The sequence below is a fragment of the Kitasatospora putterlickiae genome (assembly GCF_039527695.1).
GTDB classification, from domain to species: domain Bacteria; phylum Actinomycetota; class Actinomycetes; order Streptomycetales; family Streptomycetaceae; genus Kitasatospora; species Kitasatospora putterlickiae.
In genome coordinates, this window is the sequence record NZ_BAAAKJ010000189.1 from 1 (window position 1) to 17,181 (window position 17,181).

Annotated in this window: 15 protein-coding genes; 5 read left to right on the forward strand and 10 right to left on the reverse strand. The window is 73.4% G+C overall.

Annotated features, from left to right (window positions below):
* On the reverse strand, window positions 1–1,403 hold a 1,403-nt coding region (locus tag ABD308_RS18950; protein WP_344336032.1), incomplete at its 3' end, for a choice-of-anchor A family protein.
* 274 nt (window positions 1,404–1,677) lie between these two features.
* On the opposite strand from ABD308_RS18950, the gene ABD308_RS18955 reads away from it, so the two are divergent.
* The 3 genes from ABD308_RS18955 to ABD308_RS18965 all read left to right on the forward strand — a co-directional run bounded on the left by ABD308_RS18955 (window position 1,678) and on the right by ABD308_RS18965 (window position 3,847).
* Entirely contained in the window at window positions 1,678–2,364 is a 687-nt protein-coding gene (locus ABD308_RS18955) for a 4'-phosphopantetheinyl transferase family protein (RefSeq protein WP_344336035.1), read from the forward strand.
* A 135-nt stretch (window positions 2,365–2,499) separates the two neighbouring features.
* A complete protein-coding gene (locus ABD308_RS18960) occupies window positions 2,500–2,982 on the forward strand; it encodes a hypothetical protein (RefSeq protein WP_344336038.1) in 483 nt (160 codons plus the stop codon).
* Window positions 2,983–3,010: 28 nt separating this feature from the next.
* On the forward strand, window positions 3,011–3,847 hold the full coding sequence (locus tag ABD308_RS18965; protein ID WP_344336041.1) for an MmyB family transcriptional regulator: 837 nt from the start codon (window positions 3,011–3,013) through the stop codon (window positions 3,845–3,847).
* 26 nt (window positions 3,848–3,873) lie between these two features.
* Here ABD308_RS18965 and ABD308_RS18970 read toward each other — a convergent pair whose 3' ends face one another.
* Both ABD308_RS18970 and ABD308_RS18975 read right to left on the reverse strand, forming a co-directional pair.
* Complete coding sequence (locus tag ABD308_RS18970) at window positions 3,874–4,293, reverse strand: hypothetical protein (RefSeq protein WP_344336043.1); 420 nt, start codon at window positions 4,291–4,293, stop codon at window positions 3,874–3,876.
* 131 nt (window positions 4,294–4,424) lie between these two features.
* Entirely contained in the window at window positions 4,425–5,420 is a 996-nt protein-coding gene (locus ABD308_RS18975) for an Lrp/AsnC family transcriptional regulator (protein WP_344336046.1), read from the reverse strand.
* Window positions 5,421–5,519: 99 nt separating this feature from the next.
* Here ABD308_RS18975 and ABD308_RS18980 point away from each other — a divergent pair, with 99 nt between their 5' ends.
* Complete coding sequence (locus tag ABD308_RS18980) at window positions 5,520–6,332, forward strand: inositol monophosphatase family protein (protein ID WP_344336049.1); 813 nt, start codon at window positions 5,520–5,522, stop codon at window positions 6,330–6,332.
* 3 nt (window positions 6,333–6,335) lie between these two features.
* Here ABD308_RS18980 and ABD308_RS18985 read toward each other — a convergent pair whose 3' ends face one another.
* The 5 genes from ABD308_RS18985 to ABD308_RS19005 form a co-directional block, all read right to left on the reverse strand.
* A complete protein-coding gene (locus ABD308_RS18985; protein WP_344336052.1) occupies window positions 6,336–7,226 on the reverse strand; it encodes an amidohydrolase family protein in 891 nt (296 codons plus the stop codon).
* Window positions 7,223–8,860: an acyl-CoA dehydrogenase family protein gene (locus ABD308_RS18990; protein ID WP_344336055.1), complete on the reverse strand. Its 1,638-nt coding sequence runs from the start codon at window positions 8,858–8,860 to the stop codon at window positions 7,223–7,225. Before ABD308_RS18990 ends, ABD308_RS18985 begins: the two co-directional genes overlap by 4 nt.
* Complete coding sequence (locus ABD308_RS18995) at window positions 8,844–9,473, reverse strand: TetR/AcrR family transcriptional regulator (RefSeq protein ID WP_344336057.1); 630 nt, start codon at window positions 9,471–9,473, stop codon at window positions 8,844–8,846. Before ABD308_RS18995 ends, ABD308_RS18990 begins: the two co-directional genes overlap by 17 nt.
* Window positions 9,474–9,580: 107 nt before the next feature.
* Window positions 9,581–11,047, reverse strand: a complete 1,467-nt coding sequence (locus ABD308_RS19000) for a S28 family serine protease (RefSeq protein WP_344336060.1) — start codon at window positions 11,045–11,047, stop codon at window positions 9,581–9,583.
* Between the two features lie 155 nt (window positions 11,048–11,202).
* Window positions 11,203–12,057 carry a S1 family peptidase gene (locus ABD308_RS19005; protein WP_344336063.1) on the reverse strand — a complete coding sequence of 285 codons (855 nt, stop codon included), beginning with the start codon at window positions 12,055–12,057 and terminating at the stop codon, window positions 11,203–11,205.
* Window positions 12,058–12,212: 155 nt separating this feature from the next.
* Here ABD308_RS19005 and ABD308_RS19010 point away from each other — a divergent pair, with 155 nt between their 5' ends.
* Entirely contained in the window at window positions 12,213–13,085 is an 873-nt protein-coding gene (locus ABD308_RS19010; RefSeq protein ID WP_344336066.1) for a metallophosphoesterase family protein, read from the forward strand.
* 61 nt (window positions 13,086–13,146) lie between these two features.
* Here ABD308_RS19010 and ABD308_RS19015 read toward each other — a convergent pair whose 3' ends face one another.
* Both ABD308_RS19015 and ABD308_RS19020 read right to left on the reverse strand, forming a co-directional pair.
* On the reverse strand, window positions 13,147–15,654 hold the full coding sequence (locus tag ABD308_RS19015) for an ATP-dependent Clp protease ATP-binding subunit (protein WP_425554799.1): 2,508 nt from the start codon (window positions 15,652–15,654) through the stop codon (window positions 13,147–13,149).
* Between the two features lie 110 nt (window positions 15,655–15,764).
* Window positions 15,765–16,988: a restriction endonuclease gene (locus tag ABD308_RS19020; protein WP_344336071.1), complete on the reverse strand. Its 1,224-nt coding sequence runs from the start codon at window positions 16,986–16,988 to the stop codon at window positions 15,765–15,767.
* Window positions 16,989–17,181 lie beyond the last annotated feature (193 nt).

Here is a 17,181-nt window from a genome sequence, read left to right on the forward strand (position 1 = left end):
CCGCCCCCGCCGCCGTGGGTGGGCGCCGGGTGATGGGTGGTCGGGCCCCCGGTGGTCGGACCACCGGTGCCGGGCGCGGCGCTGGACGAGCTGGAGGTGGCGGTCGGGCTGGTCGGCGCGGCCGAGGTGGTGGTCTCCGTCGGCGCCGGGGTGGTCGGGGCCGGGGAGGTGGTGGTCTCGGTCGGCGTCGGGGACGTCTGCGTCGGCGTCGGCGTCGGCGAGGTCGGCGTCGGCGTCGGGCTGGTCGGGGCCGGCGAGGTGGAGGTCTCGGTCGGCGTCGGCGTCGGGGACGTCGGCGAGGGCGACGGCGAGGTCGGCGTCGGGCTCGGGGTGACCGCGCAGTCCGGCAGGTCGCCGTCGAACGGGTAGCTGTGGATCTCGTAGCCGCCGTTGCCGGTCTGCACCAGGTTGCCCGCCAGGTACACCCGGCCGTTCATGCCCGGCATGTCGATGGTCGTGGTGCCGGCCGGGTTGCCCGCCATCACCGAGCCCTGGAACTGCGCGCTGCCGTTGATCCGCGCGCTGGTGGCCGTGGGGAAGTTCCACATCAGCTTGGAGCGCATGTCGGTGGTCGGATCGCCGGGCAGGCCGGTGCCGGTGTAGGTGTTGATGACCGGGTCTGCCGACAGCATGTTGATCACGACGGTCGCGCCGGCCGGGATGTTGGCGAACACCAGGCCGATCTGGCCGCCGGTCGGCGAGGTGAGGTTCCCGGTGACGTTGAAGACCTGCTTCATGCTGGTCCCGTCGCCGGTGAAGGTCGCCTCGCTGCTGGTGAGCGCGACGGTTCCGGTGGCGGTGGCCGTGCCGACGCAGGCCGAGACCTCCTCGATCTGGGTGAGCACCGACTGGTACGGCGCGGCGGCGTTGGCGTCCTGGATCGCCTGGCCGGTCGGGTCGATGTTGACCGTGCCGGTGAGCGCGCCCGCGTACCGCAGGTTGCCGAAGGCCGTGCCCTGGGAGTCGCTGCCGCCGATCAGCAGGCTGTTGCCGGGCTGGACGGTGACGTCGCCGCCGACGGTGAGGAAGTCGCTGCCGTTCGGCGGCACGACCCGCGAACCGACGCCGACCACGCCCGCGTTGAACGCGCCGCCGCCCTGGCTCTTGTCGACGGTGAAGTCCCCGAGGGTGACGATCTTGCCCTCGGCCTCGGCCGCCCGGCCGGTCACCAGGTAGGAGCCGCCGGTGAAGACGGTGATGGTGGCGTCCCGGCCGGTGAAGTCGCCGTTGTTGACCGGAGGCCAGGTGGCCGGGCAGTCCGGTCCGCTGCACGCGCCCAGCGGCGGGGCCAGCGGCGCGGCCGAACCGACCGTCAGCACCGCGGCGAGCGGCAGCACGGCGGCGGCGGTCGCGGCGGCGATCCGGGCGTTCCGGCGGCCGCGGGGGGCCGGCGGTCTCTGCACCGCGGTTCTCTCATAACCCTGTGTACGGGCCCTCTGACTCATCGACACAATCCTTCGTACGAGGAAGTGGGCAGGTCCTGCCCCTCCCGCCACGTTCCAGTTGATCCTGGATCATCCCGGTCGAATCCCAGAGAATCCAGAGATTTGTGATATCCGATACCAAATCGGACAGCTCTGTACCATACAGACCATCAGCGCCGATCCGTAAATCCTTCGACCGGACGAGCCCGCCGTGTCCTCCCGGCCCTCCGACGGCCCCGCTAGGTTGGGGGACATGACCTCCGACGCGATCGCCACCGTCGCCACCAGCGCCGACGTGCTGCGCCACCCCGAGGCCGGCGAGCACCTGCTCACCCCCCTGGAGAAGGAGCGCGCCGCCCGGTTCCGGTACGAGTCCGGGCGGGCCGACTTCGTCGCCGCGCACGTCCTGGTCCGGCTCTGCGCCGCCGCCCTGCTCGGCGTCCCGGCCACCGGACTGACCCTCGCCCAGCGCTGCCCCGACTGCGGCGAGGCCGACCACGGCAAGCCCTACCTGCCCGACCACCCCGGCATCGAGGTCAGCCTCTCGCACACCAAGGGCGTGGTCGCGGCCGCCGCCGGACACCGGCCGATCGGCGTCGACGTCGAGCTGACCGACCGCGGCGGCACCCTGCTCGACGTCGCGCCCCGGGTGCTCGCCGAGGCCGAGCTGCGGCAGGTGCGGGAGCACGCCGACCCGGCGCGGGCCTTCCTGCGGCTCTGGGTCCGCAAGGAGGCGCTGATCAAGATCGGCCGCACCACCCTGGACGGGCTCGCCGCCGTCGACCTCTCCGCACTCCCGCTCGACCTGCCCGGCGACCGGCCGCTGCTCAGCCCCTTCGAGGGCCTCCAGCTGCTCGACTGGGTGGACGAGGCGCACGGCTCGGCCGTCGCGGCGGTCAGCGAGCTGGCGCCGCGGGCCGTCGAACTGAGCGCCCTGTGAGGCCCCGACCTGGGTGGGAGCCGGTCGGATAAGCGGTGTTAGCGTCCTGGTCGGGGCGGGAAGAACCGTCCGCCCCGGCTGCCCGGCCGCGACCGCCGGCGGGCCGCCCCCGTTGAGTCACAAGGGTGCCCCGCCATGGCCAAGTTCCTGCTGAGCCTGCACGTCCTCGCCTCGGTGCTGTTCATCGGCCCGGTGGCCGTGGCCGTCAGCATGTTCCCGCGCCGGGCGAAGGCGGCGCTGGCGGGCGGGCCCGAGCAGGCCGCCGACGCCGGCATGCTGCGGCTGCTGCACCGGATCACCCAGGTCTACGCGCTGCTCGGGATCGCCGTGCCGGTCCTCGGCATCGGAGTGGCCCAGGTCATGGACGTGCTCGGCCAGTCCTGGCTGATCGCCTCCATGGTGCTGACCGCCGTCGCGGCCCTGGCGCTGCTGCTGTTCGTGCTGCCCGCGCAGCAGGCCGCGGTGGACGCGCTCGACCTGGAGCACGGCTCGGCGGACCACGGCAAGGCGGTCAAGGGGCTCGCCCTGCTGCCGATGACGGCGGGCGTCTTCAACCTGCTCTGGGCGGTCGTCGTGGTGCTGATGATCATCCGGCCCGGCTCGACCACCGGCGCCTGACGCCCCGGAGCCTAGTACTGTCCCGGCCATGACGATCATGGTGGGGATGGGGCCGGACACGGCCGGAACGGGCGTGGGCGTGCTGCTGCGCGGCTGGCGGGAGCGGCGCCGGCTCAGCCAGCTGCAACTGGCCCTGCTGGCCGACTCCTCGGCCCGGCACATCAGCTTCATCGAGAACGGCCGCGCCCGGCCCAGCCAGGAGATGGTGCTCAGGCTCGCCGAGCACCTCGACGTCCCGGTCCGCGAGCGCAACGCGCTGCTGCTGGCCGCCGGGTACGCGCCGCACTACCCGGAGAAGCGGCTGGACGACCCGGCGATGGCGGCGCTGCGCTCCGGGATGGAGCGGCTGCTCGCCTCGCACGACCCCTATCCGGCGCTGGTCGTCGACGGGACGTTCCAGGTCCTCGCCGCCAACCGGGCGCTCGGACTGCTGCTCACCGGGGTCGCCCCGCACCTGCTGGAGCCGCCGCTCAACGCGATGCGGATCACCCTGCACCCGGAGGGCGTCGCGCCGCGGATCCTGAACCTGCGCCAGTGGCGGCGGCACCTGCTGGAGCGGATGGAGCAGCAGGTCGGGCTGGTCCGCTCGGAGCCGCTGCGGGCGCTGCTGGAGGAGGTCCGGGCCTACCCCGAGCCGCCCGGCGCGGCGGCGGACGGCGGTGAGGAGGACATCACCGAACTGTTCCCGTTCGCGCTGCCGCTGCGGATCGCGTTCGAGGGGCGGGTGCTGTCGTTCCTGTCGACGATCGCGACCTTCAACACGCCGATGGACGTGACCGTCTCCGAGCTGGCCATGGAGACCTTCCTCCCGGCCGACACGGAGACGGTCGCGTTCCTGCAGGCCGCCGTGGGGACGGAGCGGTAGCCGCACAGACCGCCATGGCCGGCCGGTCAGGCGGTCAGGCGGCGCAGGGCGGTGAACTGGAGGACGGCGAAGAGCGCCACGGTGGCGGCCTGGAACGGGATCCAGACGTAGCCGGCGGTGGTCGGCTCGAACCACAGCTCCATCGCCACCACGCTGAGCACCGCCCAGACCAGGTTGACGTCGATCACCGCCCGCACCGCGAGGCCCGGCGGCTGCGGACGGGCCGCCAGCAGGCCGACCGCGAGGCCGAACACCGCCAGCACGGCGCCGAGTTCCAGCAGCGTCGAGCGGCCGACGCCCAGCAGTTCGCCGAGCGGGCCGGGGAAGGCCAGGTAGGCGAGACCGTTGCCGCCGCTGACCACGGCGTCGAGGGCGAGGAGGCCGCGCAGCGCCCTGAAGGAGGCGGGGGCGGTGCGGGCGGCGGAGTTCAGGGTGTGCGCGGACATGGCGGATCGCCCTCCGGGGGTGGGGTGGGAGCCCGGTCGGCGGTGCCGCCGCCGGGTGGACACCACTGTGCCGGGGGCCGGACGGGGCGTCGATTACCTCCAGGGTCATGCGCCCGCGCCCGCCCTCGCGCTCACGTCCGGGTGCGCGGCCTCCGCAGCGGAACGCCCGCCCGTTTGACGGCCCGCGCCACGATCGTGGTCTCGGCGCGGCCGACGCCCAGCGGGCCGAGGGTGTCGGTGACGAACCGGTAGAGCCCGGCGTGGTCCGGGCAGAACACCGCGGCCATCAGATTGGCCGGCCCGCTGGTCGCGAAGACGCCGTGCACCTGCCGGTGCCGGGCCAGCGCCGCGCCGACCGCCGCGAGCCGGCCCGGCGGCACGTCCAGCCACAGGTTGGCGTCCACGGCGAGGCCCAGCAGCCGGGGGTCGACGGTGGTGTGGGTCCGCACCAGCCCGGCCCCGTCCAGCCGGTGCAGCCGGCGCCGGACGGTCGACTCGGGGGTGCCGACGGCCGCCGCGAGCGCCGCGTGGGACTGCCGGGCGTCCTCGCCGAGCCGGTCCAGCAGCGCGCGGTCCAGCTCGTCCAGCAGCACGCCGCCCGGGGCCGGCCGGGCGGGCCCGGGTTCGGCGAGCGCGGCCGCCTCGGCCTCGCCCAGGTGGCCCGAGCGCCACTGGTCGGCGCGCGCGAAGGCGTGCAGCACGGCGTGCGCGGTGGTCTCGGCGACGGCGGTGGTGGCGGGCAGCCGTCCGTACAGCAGGCGGTCGCGGGCGCCGGCGTCGCTGAGCATCACCGCGCCGATCTCCTGGCCGCCGAGCATGACGTCGACGAACGGCACGTCCGGCCGGTCGGCGAGGGCCTGGGCGACGGTGTCGGCCTTGCCGCGCAGCACCCGGATCCGCAGCAGCAGCGCGCCGACGGCGGCGTCCTCGACGGCGGGCATCCGGACCACCCGGACCAGGCCGGTCTGCTGGAGCCTGGTGAGCCGGCGGGTGACGGTGCGCGCGGAGACGCCGAGCACCTCGGCGATCCGCCCCGCCCCGGCCCGGCCGTTCACCTGGAGCGCGCAGACCAGTCGGCGGTCCAGGGCGTCCAGCACGGTGTCCGGATCAGCTGCTGTGACGTCCATGATGTCCGATCTCCGTCGCCTCGTCGCCGTCCGGCGTCCGGCCCGGCCGCACCGACGGTACTCCTGGACCATGCGACCGGGACGAACGGAAGAGGGACGATGAGCAACGACGAGGTGCGGGAACTGCGCGGGCTGCTGACGGGTGCGGAGGCGGCGGTCCGGGCGGTCGGCGCGAGGCTGGCCGCGCAGCGGCCGGACCGGCCGTGCCCGGCGTCCACCCTGGCGGAGGCGAGGGCGCGGTTCGCCGCGCTGGACGGCCCGGTGGCGGCCGAACTCCGGGACCGGCTGGGCGCGTTGCGCCCGCGGGCGGGCCGGGTGGAGGACGAGTTCGACGGCACGGTGCCGGCCGAGGGCGAGTGGTGGCTCTGCGACGCCACCGACGGCGCGGTGCAGTTCCTGCTCGGCCTGCCGCAGTGGGCGGTGACCGCGACGCTGGTGCGGGACGGCGCGGCGGTGCTGGCCGTCGTGCACGCGCCGCTGCTCGGCCCCACCTACCGGGCCGTGCGCGGCGGCGGAGCGGAGCTGGACGGGCGGCCGATCACCGTCGTGGAACGGGAGTTGGCGGCGACGGTGGCCGGGACGAGCCAGCCCCCGCTGGTCGCCCGGGATCCGGTGGCGCTGCGCCGGGCGGGCACCTCGCTGTCGGCGGTCGCGGGCGCGGTCCTGGCCGTGCGCAACCTGGGCCCGACCTCGCTCCAGGTGGCCCAGGTCGGCTCCGGACACCTGGGCCTGTTCTGGGAGTTCGGTCCCGACGCGGCCAACCTGCTGCCCGGCGCGCTGGTCGCGGCCGAGGCGGGCGCGACGGTGACCGACACCGCCGGCGCGCCCTGGACGCCCGGGTCGGACGGCTTCCTGACCGCCGCGCCGGGCCTGCACGCCCGGGCACTCCCCCTCCTAAGCAGCCTCGACTGACCGTCACATACCGAACAGCGCGGCCGCGTTGTCGTGGAGGACGGCACGCAGCCACTCCTCCCCCAGCCCGAGCCGGTCCAGCGCCTCCAGCTGGTGACCGTACGGGTAGGGGATGTTGGGGAAGTCGCTGCCGAGCAGGACCCGGTCGCCCAGCGCCCGCAGCCGGGGCAGTTCGGCGCGCGGGAAGGGGGCGGTCTGCTCGGCGAAGTCGGTGAACGCCATGGTGGTGTCCAGCCGCACCCCGGGGTAGCGCTCGGCGAGGTCGAGGAAGTCGGCGTACTCGTCCATGCCGAGGTGGGCGACGACCAGGACCAGCCGCGGGTGCCGGGCGAGCACCTCGCCGATCGGGCCCGGGCCGGTGTGCTTGCCGGGGACCGGGCCGGAGCCGCAGTGGGTGACCACCGGCGTTCCGGCGTCGGCGAGCCGGCCCCAGACCTCGTCGAGCGCCTCGTCCCTCGGATCCCAGCCGCCGACCTGGAGGTGTGCCTTGAACACCCGGGCGCCGCCCTCCAGCGCCCGGGCCACGTATCCGGCGGCGCCGGGTTCGGGGTGGAAGGTGGCGGTGTGCAGGCAGTCGGGGGTGCGGGCGGCGAAGCCGGCGGCCCAGGCGTTGAGCCACTCGGCCATGCCGGGCTTGTGCGGGTAGAGCATCGCGGTGAACGCCTGGACGCCGAACTCCCTGAGCCGGGCGACGCGCTGCTCCTCGGCCTCGCGGTAGGTGATCGGCCAGGGGCGGCCGGTCAGCGGGCCGGCCGCGTCGAAGTAGGCCCACACCTTGTCGAGGACGTTCTGCGGCATGAAGTGTGTATGGACGTCGATCAGGCCGGGCAGGCCGAGGTGCTGCCAGAAGGCCCGTACCTCGGCCGCCTCGGCCAGCGGGTCGGGGGCGCTCATGCGGCGGGCACCGGCCGGGCGCGGTCGATGATCGCCGCCGCGTCCGGGCCGGGCGGCAGGGTGCCGAAGGCCGCGCCGTGGTCGCCGCCGAGCCGGGAGGCGCAGAACGCGTCGGCCACCGCCGGGTCGCCGTAGCGGACGAGCAGCGAGCCCTGGAAGGCCAGCGCCATCGCCTCCACCAGCCGGCGGGTGCGGTACTCCAGCTGGTCCAGGTCGGCGAGCCGCTTGCGCAGGTCGGCGACGGCCGCGTCCAGCCGGCGGTCGGCCCCCGCGGCCGCGTCCAGTTCGCCGAGGAAGGCGTCGACGGTCTCCGGGTGCTTGGCCATCGCCCGCAGCGCGTCCAGGGCGGCGACGTTGCCGGAGCCCTCCCAGATGGAGACCAGCGGCGCCTCGCGGTAGAGCCGGGGCATGCCGGACTCCTCGACGTAGCCGTTGCCGCCCAGGCACTCCAGGGCCTCGGCAGCGTGCGCCGGGCCGCGCTTGCAGACCCAGTACTTGGCGACGGCCAGGCCGAGCCGGCGCACCAGCGCCTCCCGCTCGTCCCCGGCGAGCGCGGCGTCGGTGGCCTGGGCGAGCCGCATCGCCACCGTGGTGGCCGCCTCGGACTCGACGACCAGGTCGGCGAGCACGTTGCGCATCAGCGGCTGGTCGACCAGCGCCCGGCCGAACGCGCGGCGGTGCAGGGCGTGCTGGACGGCCCGGGTGGCGCCGAGCCGCATGCCGGAGGCGGCGCCGATGGTGCAGTCCAGCCGGGTCATGTTGACCATCTCGATGATGGTCCGCACGCCCCGGCCCTCCTCGCCGACCAGCAGGCCGTACGCCTCGTCGTACTCGATCTCGGCGGAGGCGTTGGACTTGTTGCCCAGCTTGTCCTTGAGCCGCTGCAGCCGGAGCCGGTTGCGGGTGCCGTCCGGCAGGACGCGCGGCAGCAGGAAGCAGCTGAGCCCGCCGGGCGCCTGGGCGAGGGCGAGGAAGAGGTCGGACATCGGCGCCGAGGTGAACCACTTGTGGCCGGTCAGCCGGTAGCTCCCGTCCGGCTGCGGGACGGCGGTGGTGGTGTTGGCGCGGACGTCGGAGCCGCCCTGCTTCTCGGTCATCGACATGCCGGCGATCAGCCCGCGCTTGCCGTGCGGCTCGCGCAGCCCGAAGTCGTACTCGGTGGCCGTGAGCAGCGGCTCGAACTCGGCGGCCAGCGCGGGGGTGGCGCGCAGCGCGGGCACGGCGGCGTAGGTCATCGAGACCGGGCAGGTGTGGCCGGCCTCGACCTGGCCCCAGACGAAGAACCCGGCGGCGCGGGCGGCGTGCGCGCCGGGGCGCTCGTCCCGCCAGGGGGCGGCGTGCAGGCCGTGGCCGACGGCGGTGCGCATCAGCTCGTGCCAGTGCGGGTGGAACTCGACCTCGTCGATCCGGTGGCCGAAGCGGTCGTGGGTGCGCAGCACCGGCGGGTTCTCGTTGGCCAGCCGGCCCCACTCGGCGGCCTGCTCGGAGCCGGCCAGCCGGCCGAGTTCGCGCAGTGCGGGCTCGGCCCAGCCTGCGCCGGCCCGGTGCAGGGCGGCGAGCAGCGCGGGGTCGGCGGCGGTGTCGTGCCCGTACGGGAGCGGGACCTGGTTGGTGACCTCATGCGTCGCTGTCATCGCGTCCTCCGAGGGATCGCAGGGTGAAGGTGACCAGGGCGGGGACCACCGCGTCGGGGGCGGTCCGGGGGTCGGGCGGGGGTGCGGCGGCGAGCGGGCCGGTGAGCGCCTCGGCGGTCGCGCCGACGATCGCGGCGGCGGTCAGCTGCGGGTCCTGGGGCGGCAGCTGCCCGGCGGCCAGGGCGGCGGCGATCTCGGCGGCGAGCACGTCGCGGAAGGTGCGGCGGAAGACCAGGCGCTCGGCGTCCACCACGGTGTCGGCCGGTTCGACCAGCAGGGCGTGGGCGAGCCGGGGGGCGCGCAGGGCGCGGGCGGCGAAGGTCTCGACGACGGCCGCGATCCGCTCCCGGGGGGTGCCGTGCCGGGCGACGGCCTCGTGCACGGCGGCGACCTCCCGGGTGACCACCCGGCGGAAGAGTTCCACGGACAGGTCGGCCTTGCTCCCGAAGTGCCGGTACATCGAGCCGGTGGCGATCCCGGCCCGCTCGGCGACCGCGGCCATGCTGCAGCCGCCGTAGCCGCGCTCGGCGAGCAGGCCGACCGCGGCCTGGAGCACCGCCTCGCGCTGGGCGTCCAGGCGGGCTTGCACGGCGGGGGTGCGTCGGTAGGCCATGAAAGAATTGAAGCACTGATTCACTGCTTCGGGGAGGGGCGCGCGGGCCCGTCGCACGACGAAGGGCCGCCCGGACGGGCGGCCCTCGTCTCGTGCGCAGGGGCGGACTACGGGCGGGCGCGCTCCAGCTTCAGGCCCACCTCGTCCAGCGGGCCGATCGGCGGCACCTGGTACCGGCCGCTCAGCGCGTGGGCGGCGGCGTCGCCGAGGCCGGCCCACTCCAGCACCTTGGCGGTGGCCGCCGCGGACTCACCGGCCGGCAGCCGGGTGATGTTCGCGCCGTGGTTGCCGCCGGGCACGGTGTAGACGTAGCTGTCCTCGCTGCCCCGGCCGAGACGGAACGGCTCGGCGCCCCACGGGTCGTTCTGACCGTAGACGTAGATGATCCGCTCGGCGGAGGTGCGCACCCAGCGGTCGATGTCGCGCATGGCGGACGGGTCGAACCGCATCGGGATGTCGCGCGGCACGTAGCTGCGCGGCGCGTACAGCTCCTCGTAGTCGTAGCGCAGCAGGCCCTTGAGCGCCGAGACGTCGAAGGAGGGCGAGCCCAGTTCGGTGCCGGCCTGGTAGTAGTACGCGGTGTAGCCGGCGAGCTCCTGGTCGCTGTTGCCGGTGATGCCGACCCGCGCGTCCAGCCAGGCGTACAGCGCGTCGTCGGTGCCGGCGGCGCCCGGGACGTTCGCGCAGTCGGCCTCCAGGCTGTACTGCCAGAACGCCCAGACCGAGTCCAGCACGGCGAGCTCGTAGGCCCGGTCGGCGCTGCCGATGGTGGTGAAGGTGGAGCCGGCGGCGGCGTTGTCGGCGGCGTAGCGGGGCTGCAGCCGGTCGCGGCGGCCCAGCAGCTCACGCTGGGTGGCGGTCAGCGCGGCGCGGCACTCGGGGGTGCCGACGTTCTGGAAGAACCGGCTGTACGCGGAGTCCTCGCGGTCGTTGACGTCGTTCGGCGCGACGTAGGCGATGGTGCCGGCCACGTCGCCCGGGAAGAAGCGGCGGTGGTAGGTGGAGGACATGCCGCCCTTGGAGCCGCCGGTGGAGAGCCATTCCTGCTGGTAGATCCGCTTCAGCGCGGTGATCAGCCGGTGCGCGTCGGTGGCCGCCTGCCTGATGCCGGCCTTGGACCAGTCGGCGGGCGCGGGGCGGGACGGCGTGAAGTAGCGGTACTCGATGGAGACCTGGTTGCCGTCGACCAGCCGGGCCGGCTCGGTGCGGGTGGGCGCGGTGCGCAGCGCGTAGCCGTTGGTGAAGAAGACGGTCGGCCGGTCGTAGCCGCGGTGCAGCACGCTGAGCCGCTGCTGGAAGGTGCCCAGCCAGGGGCGGTTGTGGTCGATCGGCTGGGTGTAGGTGAGCAGGAAGAAGCGGTGGCCGGTGGTGGTGGGCTGCTCCTCGGTGACGGTCATGCCGCGGATCGCCGCCAGGCGGTCCTTGATGTCGGCCGACCGGTCGTCGGCGGCCGAGGCGGCCGAGGCGGTCCCGGGATCCGCCGTCCCGGCGGCGAGGGCCGTCGGGGCCAGGCCGAGGCCGAGCAGCGGTATCAGCAGAACGGCGACCAGCAGTCTTCTGATCGTGGTGGTCATCAACTCTCCATCGGGTCAACGGAACTGGGCGGTGCCGTGGTCCGTACTACTCTCCCGCGGCCGACGCGCGGCCGCCGGGCGGACCGGCCGTCCGGTAGACGGCCGAATGGGCCACCCGCCGGTCGCGGATGGCCCATCAGGGGCGGACGTGCTGGTCAGGGGCGCGGCAGGGCGCAGCCGGGCTTCGTCAGGTCGAGCCTGTTCCCGGCGCTGAAGCAGGTGGGGATGAGGTACGTCTGCTGGGCGTAGCCGATGCCCGGACGGACGGTCACCGCGCCGTTCTGGTCCACCTCGCACGGGTTGTTCAGGGTGCAGCGCTGGCCGCTCTCGTTGATCGTGTTGTTCACCGCGACGACCTGGCCGCTGGCGGCGTCCACGACCGGCGAGCCGGAGGTGCCGCCGATGACGTTGCAGGCGGAGGTGTAGCGGAGGGAGTCCTTGAAGGTCCAGTCCGCTTCCTTGAGCCGGTAGGCGAAGCCGTCGGCCGAGCAGGAGTAGATCCTCTTCCAGTACCCGGAGACGACCTTGATCGAGGTGCCCTGGACGGGGTGGGTGGCCGCGACCGTCAGCGGGGCGATGCCGTAGCGCGACTGGATGGCGGCGTAGGTGGTGTTCAGCTGGTAGATCGACACATCGGTGTCGGTCATCGTGCCGTAGAGCAACTTGCTGGCGCGCAGCGTGCCGAGCGATCCGCCGCTCGCGTTCAGCAGGGTGAAGCCGCGGCTGGAGGCCTGGTTGACGACCACCTGGCCGGGGCCGGGCATGCCGGCCTCCAGGCAGTGGCCGTTGGAGAGCACCAGCGCCGGGTCGTTGGCGGTGGAGGCGGGGAGCCGGACGAGCGAGCCGGAACAGTTGCTGAGGGCCACGGTGCCGGCGAAGGTGACGGCGGCGACCTTGCCGGCCTGCGCCGACTCGGTGGCCATGGTGGCGGTCGCGGCCGGGGCTCCGGCGAGAGCGGTCGCCCCGGCGGTCAGGAGCGCGGCCAGCGTGCCTATGAGCGGCTTCCTCATGAGAGACCTCTCGGTGTGGGGGTGCCCCAAAGCTGGCGCGGACATGACGCCCTGTCAAGGGTTCGGACGCCGAACGGAGATCCGTACACCGTGTTCCGGCCGCCGGACACCGGTACTGTGGCCGGGACGGCAGGACGACCACCCGGGGGGCTGAGATGGCGGACGACAACCACGCGGACGGCACGCGACGGAGCGGGACCGGAGGCCGGCTGCTCGCCGTGAGCGACCTGCACGTCTCCTACCAGCAGAACCGCGACCTGCTCGAACAGCTGCGGCCCGGCTCACCGGACGACTGGCTGATCGTGGCCGGTGACGTGGCCGAGTCCACCACCACCATCCGCTGGGCCCTCGCCCTGCTCGCCGAGCGGTTCGCCAAGGTCGTCTGGGCCCCCGGCAACCACGAGCTGTGGACCCACCCCAGCGACCCGGTCCAACTGCGCGGCGCCGAGCGCTACGAGCACCTGGTGGACGTCTGCCGCGAGCTCGGCGTGGTCACCCCCGAGGACCCCTACCCGGTGTGGACCGGCGCGGGCGGCCCGGTCGCGGTCGCCCCGCTGTTCCTGCTGTACGACTACTCCTTCCGGGCGCCCGGCACCACCACCAAGGAGGAGTCGCTGGCCGCCGCCTACGCCTCCGGCGTGGTCTGCGCGGACGAGCGCTTCCTGCACCCGGACCCGTTCCCGGACCGCGACTCCTGGTGCCGCGAGCGCGTCCGGCTGACCGAGAAGCGGCTCGCCGGGCACGACCCGCAGCTGCCCCTGGTGCTGGTCAACCACTACCCGCTGGTCCGGCAGCCCACCGACGTCCTCTGGTACCCCGAGTTCGCCCAGTGGTGCGGCACCGACCTCACCGCGGACTGGCACCGCCGCTTCAACACCGCCACGATGATCTACGGGCACCTGCACATCCCCCGGCGGACCAGCTACGACGGCGTCCCGTTCGAGGAGGTCTCGCTCGGCTACCCGCGCGAGTGGGGCAAGCGCGGCCTGCCGGACCCGCTGCTGCGCGAGGTCTTCCCGGGCGCCTGAGCCGCGCGGACGGCGCGCCCGGTGCTCCCGGACGCGCCGTCCTCCGCCCTCCGCTCCTCCGCTACTCCCCCGGGCGCGTGCGCACCACCGTCAGCTCCCCGTCCGACACCTCCGCGAGCAGGGTGTCCCCCTCCTGGACCGTGCCGTCCAGCAACAGGTTGGAGATCCGGTTGTCCAGCTCCTGCTGGATCGTCCGCCGCAGCGGCCGGGCCCCGAACTCCGGCAGGTAGCCCCGGTTCACCAGCCACTCCTTCGCCCCCTCGGTGACCTCCAGCCCGACGCCCTGGGCCTTGAGCCGGCGCCGGCTGCGGTCCAGCAGCAGGTCCACCACCTGGAGCAGGTCCTTGCGGGTCAGCGCGTGGAAGACGATCACCTCGTCGATCCGGTTGAGGAACTCCGGCCGGAACCGCCCGCGCAGGTCCCGCATCAGATCGTCCTTCAGCGCCGCGTCAGGAGCCCCGCTCCGGGCCTCCACGTCGCCCGCGTGGTCGAGGATCCGCTGCGAGCCGATGTTGCTCGTCATGATCACCACGGTGTTGCGGAAGTCGACCGTACGCCCCTGCGCGTCCGTCAGCCGGCCGTCGTCCAGCACCTGGAGCAGCAGGTTGAACACGTCCGGGTGGGCCTTCTCCACCTCGTCGAAGAGCAGCACGCTGTACGGCTTGCGGCGCACCGCCTCGGTGAGCTGGCCCGCCTCGTCGTAGCCGACGTACCCGGGCGGCGAGCCGACCAGCCGGGAGACGGTGTGCTTCTCCTGGAACTCGCTCATGTCGAAGCGGATCATCCGGTCCGGGTCGCCGAACAGCAGCGCGGCCAGCGCCTTCGCCAGCTCGGTCTTGCCGACGCCGGTCGGACCGAGGAACAGGAACGAGCCGGTCGGCCGGTCCGGGTCACCCATCCCCGCCCGGCCGCGGCGCACCGCCTGGGCGACCGCCGTGACCGCCTGGTCCTGGCCGATCACCTTCTCGTGCAGGTGCTCCTCCAGCCGCAGCAGCCGCTCGCGCTCGGTCGCGTTCAGCTCGGCGACCGGGATGCCGGTGCGGCCGGAGAGCACCTGGGCGATGTCGTCCGCGGTGACCGCCACCACCTCCTCGCGCGACTCGGCGATCGCGGCCAGCTCGTCCTCGGTCTGCCGCAGCTCGGTCTTCAGATTGGCGGCCCGGACGAACTCCTCGTCCGCCACCGCCTCCTCCAGCTCGCGGCGCAGCTTGGTGATCCGCTCCTGGACCGGCATCGCCACCGTGGAACCGCTCAGGCTGCGCAGCCGCACCCGGGCGCCGGCCTGGTCCAGCAGGTCGATCGCCTTGTCCGGCAGGAAGCGGTCGCTGACGTAACGGTCGGAGAGGGCGGCGGCCGCGTCCAGCGCCTCGTCGGTGAACCGCACCTGGTGGTGCGCCTCGTAGGCGTCGCGCAGGCCGTGGAGGATCTCGACCGTCTCCTCGACGCTCGGCTCCGGCACCAGCACCGGCTGGAAGCGGCGCTCCAGCGCGGCGTCCTTCTCGACGTGCTTGCGGTACTCGTCCAGGGTGGTCGCGCCGACCACGCTCAGCTCGCCGCGGGCCAGCGCCGGCTTGAGGATGTTGCCCGCGTCCATCGAACCCTCGCCGCCGCCCCCGGCGCCGACCACGGTGTGCAGCTCGTCGAGGAACAGGATCACGCTCTGCTCGGCCGCCGTGACCTCGTCGATCACGCTCTTCAGCCGCTCCTCGAACTCGCCCCGGTACTTGGACCCGGCCACCAGCGCGGTGAGGTCCAGCGTGACGACCCGCTTCTCCTTCAGGCTCTGCGGGACGTCCCCGGAGACGATCCGCTGCGCCAGCCCCTCCACGATCGCCGTCTTGCCGACGCCCGGCTCGCCGATCAGCACCGGGTTGTTCTTGGTGCGGCGGGAGAGGATCTCGACGGTCTGCTCGATCTCCTCGGCGCGCCCGACCACCGGGTCCAGCCGGCCCGCCCTGGCCTCCTCGGTGAGGTCGCGGCCGTACTCGTCCAGCGTCGGCGTCCGGCTCTGTCCCCGCTCACCGCTCTCGCCGCGCTCGCTCCCCAGGACACTCCGCAGCGTCTCCTGCGAAGGCGCGACATTGCGCAACGCCGCACCGGCCCCCGACCGCTCCTCCTCCAGCAGCGCGCCGAGGATGTGCTCCGGCCCGATGTACGAGGCCCCGGCCCCCTGCGACCGCGCGTGCGCCGCCAGCAGCGCCCGCTTGGCCGCCGGCGTCAACGCGGGCCGCGCGTCCTCCACCGACCCCCCGCCACCGTCCCCGTCCCCGGCCGGCAGCGCCTTGCCCAGATCCCCCGCCAACCGGTCCGGATCGACCCCCGCCCGCTCCAGCATCCGCCGCGACGGCTCCACCCGGGTGGCCGCCCACGCCAGATGCGCGGTGTCGAGATCACTGCTCCCGTCCTCGGCCGCCCGCCGAGCGGCCGTCGCGAGTAACTCCTGCGCCGACTCGCTCAACAGCCGCCCGATCGGCACCCGCTGCACGGCGGGCGGCGAGGCCAACGGGCTCATCCCGAAGAACCGGCTGAGCAGATCGGAGAAAGGGTCATTGGAACCGAACGGCGGCATGGTCACGGAGGCTCACCTCTCCCAAACGGTTAGCGCCCACACAAACACACGCCCCCACCCCCCGCTCCCCGAGCGCCGCCACTTGGACCCCAGCGGCTGACCGTGTCCGCTCAGTCAAGAAGAATCTCCTCCGGCCGCCGGCTAAGCACCTCCAGCGACCGGCTGCTCAACAGATCCTCGACACAGCCCATCAGATCGCCCCCGTAATCCTTGTCGGCGGTCTCGTGCAACTCCTTGATCAGGTCCCGACCATTGATCAGCACGATCGGGTACTGGTCCTCAACCATCTCCAGTTGAGCCGGCTCCGAGAACGACCCGGTGGTGACGTACACGCCGATCCACCCGCGCCGGAGCCTGGCCACCACCCGGGCAATCTGCTCTGCCGACACCAGGCTGTCCGGCTTGATGCACTTCGCCTGCCCCAGAACCACCAACTTCGTGCCGGCCAGGCCACTGCCGAGATCCAGGCGACCTACGAAGTCCGCCCCGCCGTCCCCCGACCGCCGGGTGAGCCACCCCTCGTCATAGCTGTGCCCGGACCCTCGCATCACCTTCGCCGCGACTATCGCGGCAAGCGTCTCGAACGCGTGCTTGTCGTTGTCGAACCGCTTGTAGACCGCCTGGAGATCCGCGTCCATCTGGTCTCCCGGCAGCGGCCTTTGGTCGCGCACCTTGACGACCCGCGAGCGCGCCACCCGCCGGCGCATCTTCGGCAGCACCGAGCGGCCGTGCTTCACCCACTCCCGCCATGCCTTGGGGGCCAGCTCCAGCACTTGGGCGTCCGTCCGGTCAGGGTCGCGCCGTGCGGTGATCCAGTCCCAATCCAGCGTGTCGCCCTCCGCCGTGAGGTCGATCACCACGAGGTCGAAGACGTAATTGGTGAACGTCGTCCGGTCCTGACTGCCCCACTGGACCACCCGCTCCGCCCGCTCGATCACGGCGACCCCGCAGAACTGGACGTGCCCCTTGACCTTGCCGTCCTTCGACACCGAGCGGAACAACAACAGCGGCGCCGCGGCCGCCCTGCCTTCCGCCGTGGGCGACTGATGGCTGTCGAACGCCTCCAGCAAGGCCGCGTTGCCTGTGGTGGTGCCGACCGAGCTCGTGGTTTCCGGCTTGTGGTCGCCGAAGTAGCGGACATGCCCGTTGTCGATGTCGAACACGTCGTGCCACGGCGTCTGTTCCGACCCTGCCTTCCACGGGCTCGACCGGATCATCACCGCTGGCCGCCTCACCCCGGCACCCGTCCCGACCTTTGCCATGGCGTTGATGCCCTTCTCCAGCAGGGCGCGCGGCCGACCGGGACTCTCGGTGACGAAGTAGAAGTTCTCCACCCCGTTCAGGGTTGCCGGCACAGTGTCCTTCGAAGCCGAATACCGCAACACGCCACCCATGCGCAACAAACGCCCCACAAGGCCCCCTCCGACCACCAGTCTGGTTCGCCTCCGATCTTGGCACGCCGGTACGACAGGTATGACAATCCCACCTCGTGGAACCCGCGCACACACCAAGAGCTCGGGCCGGGAC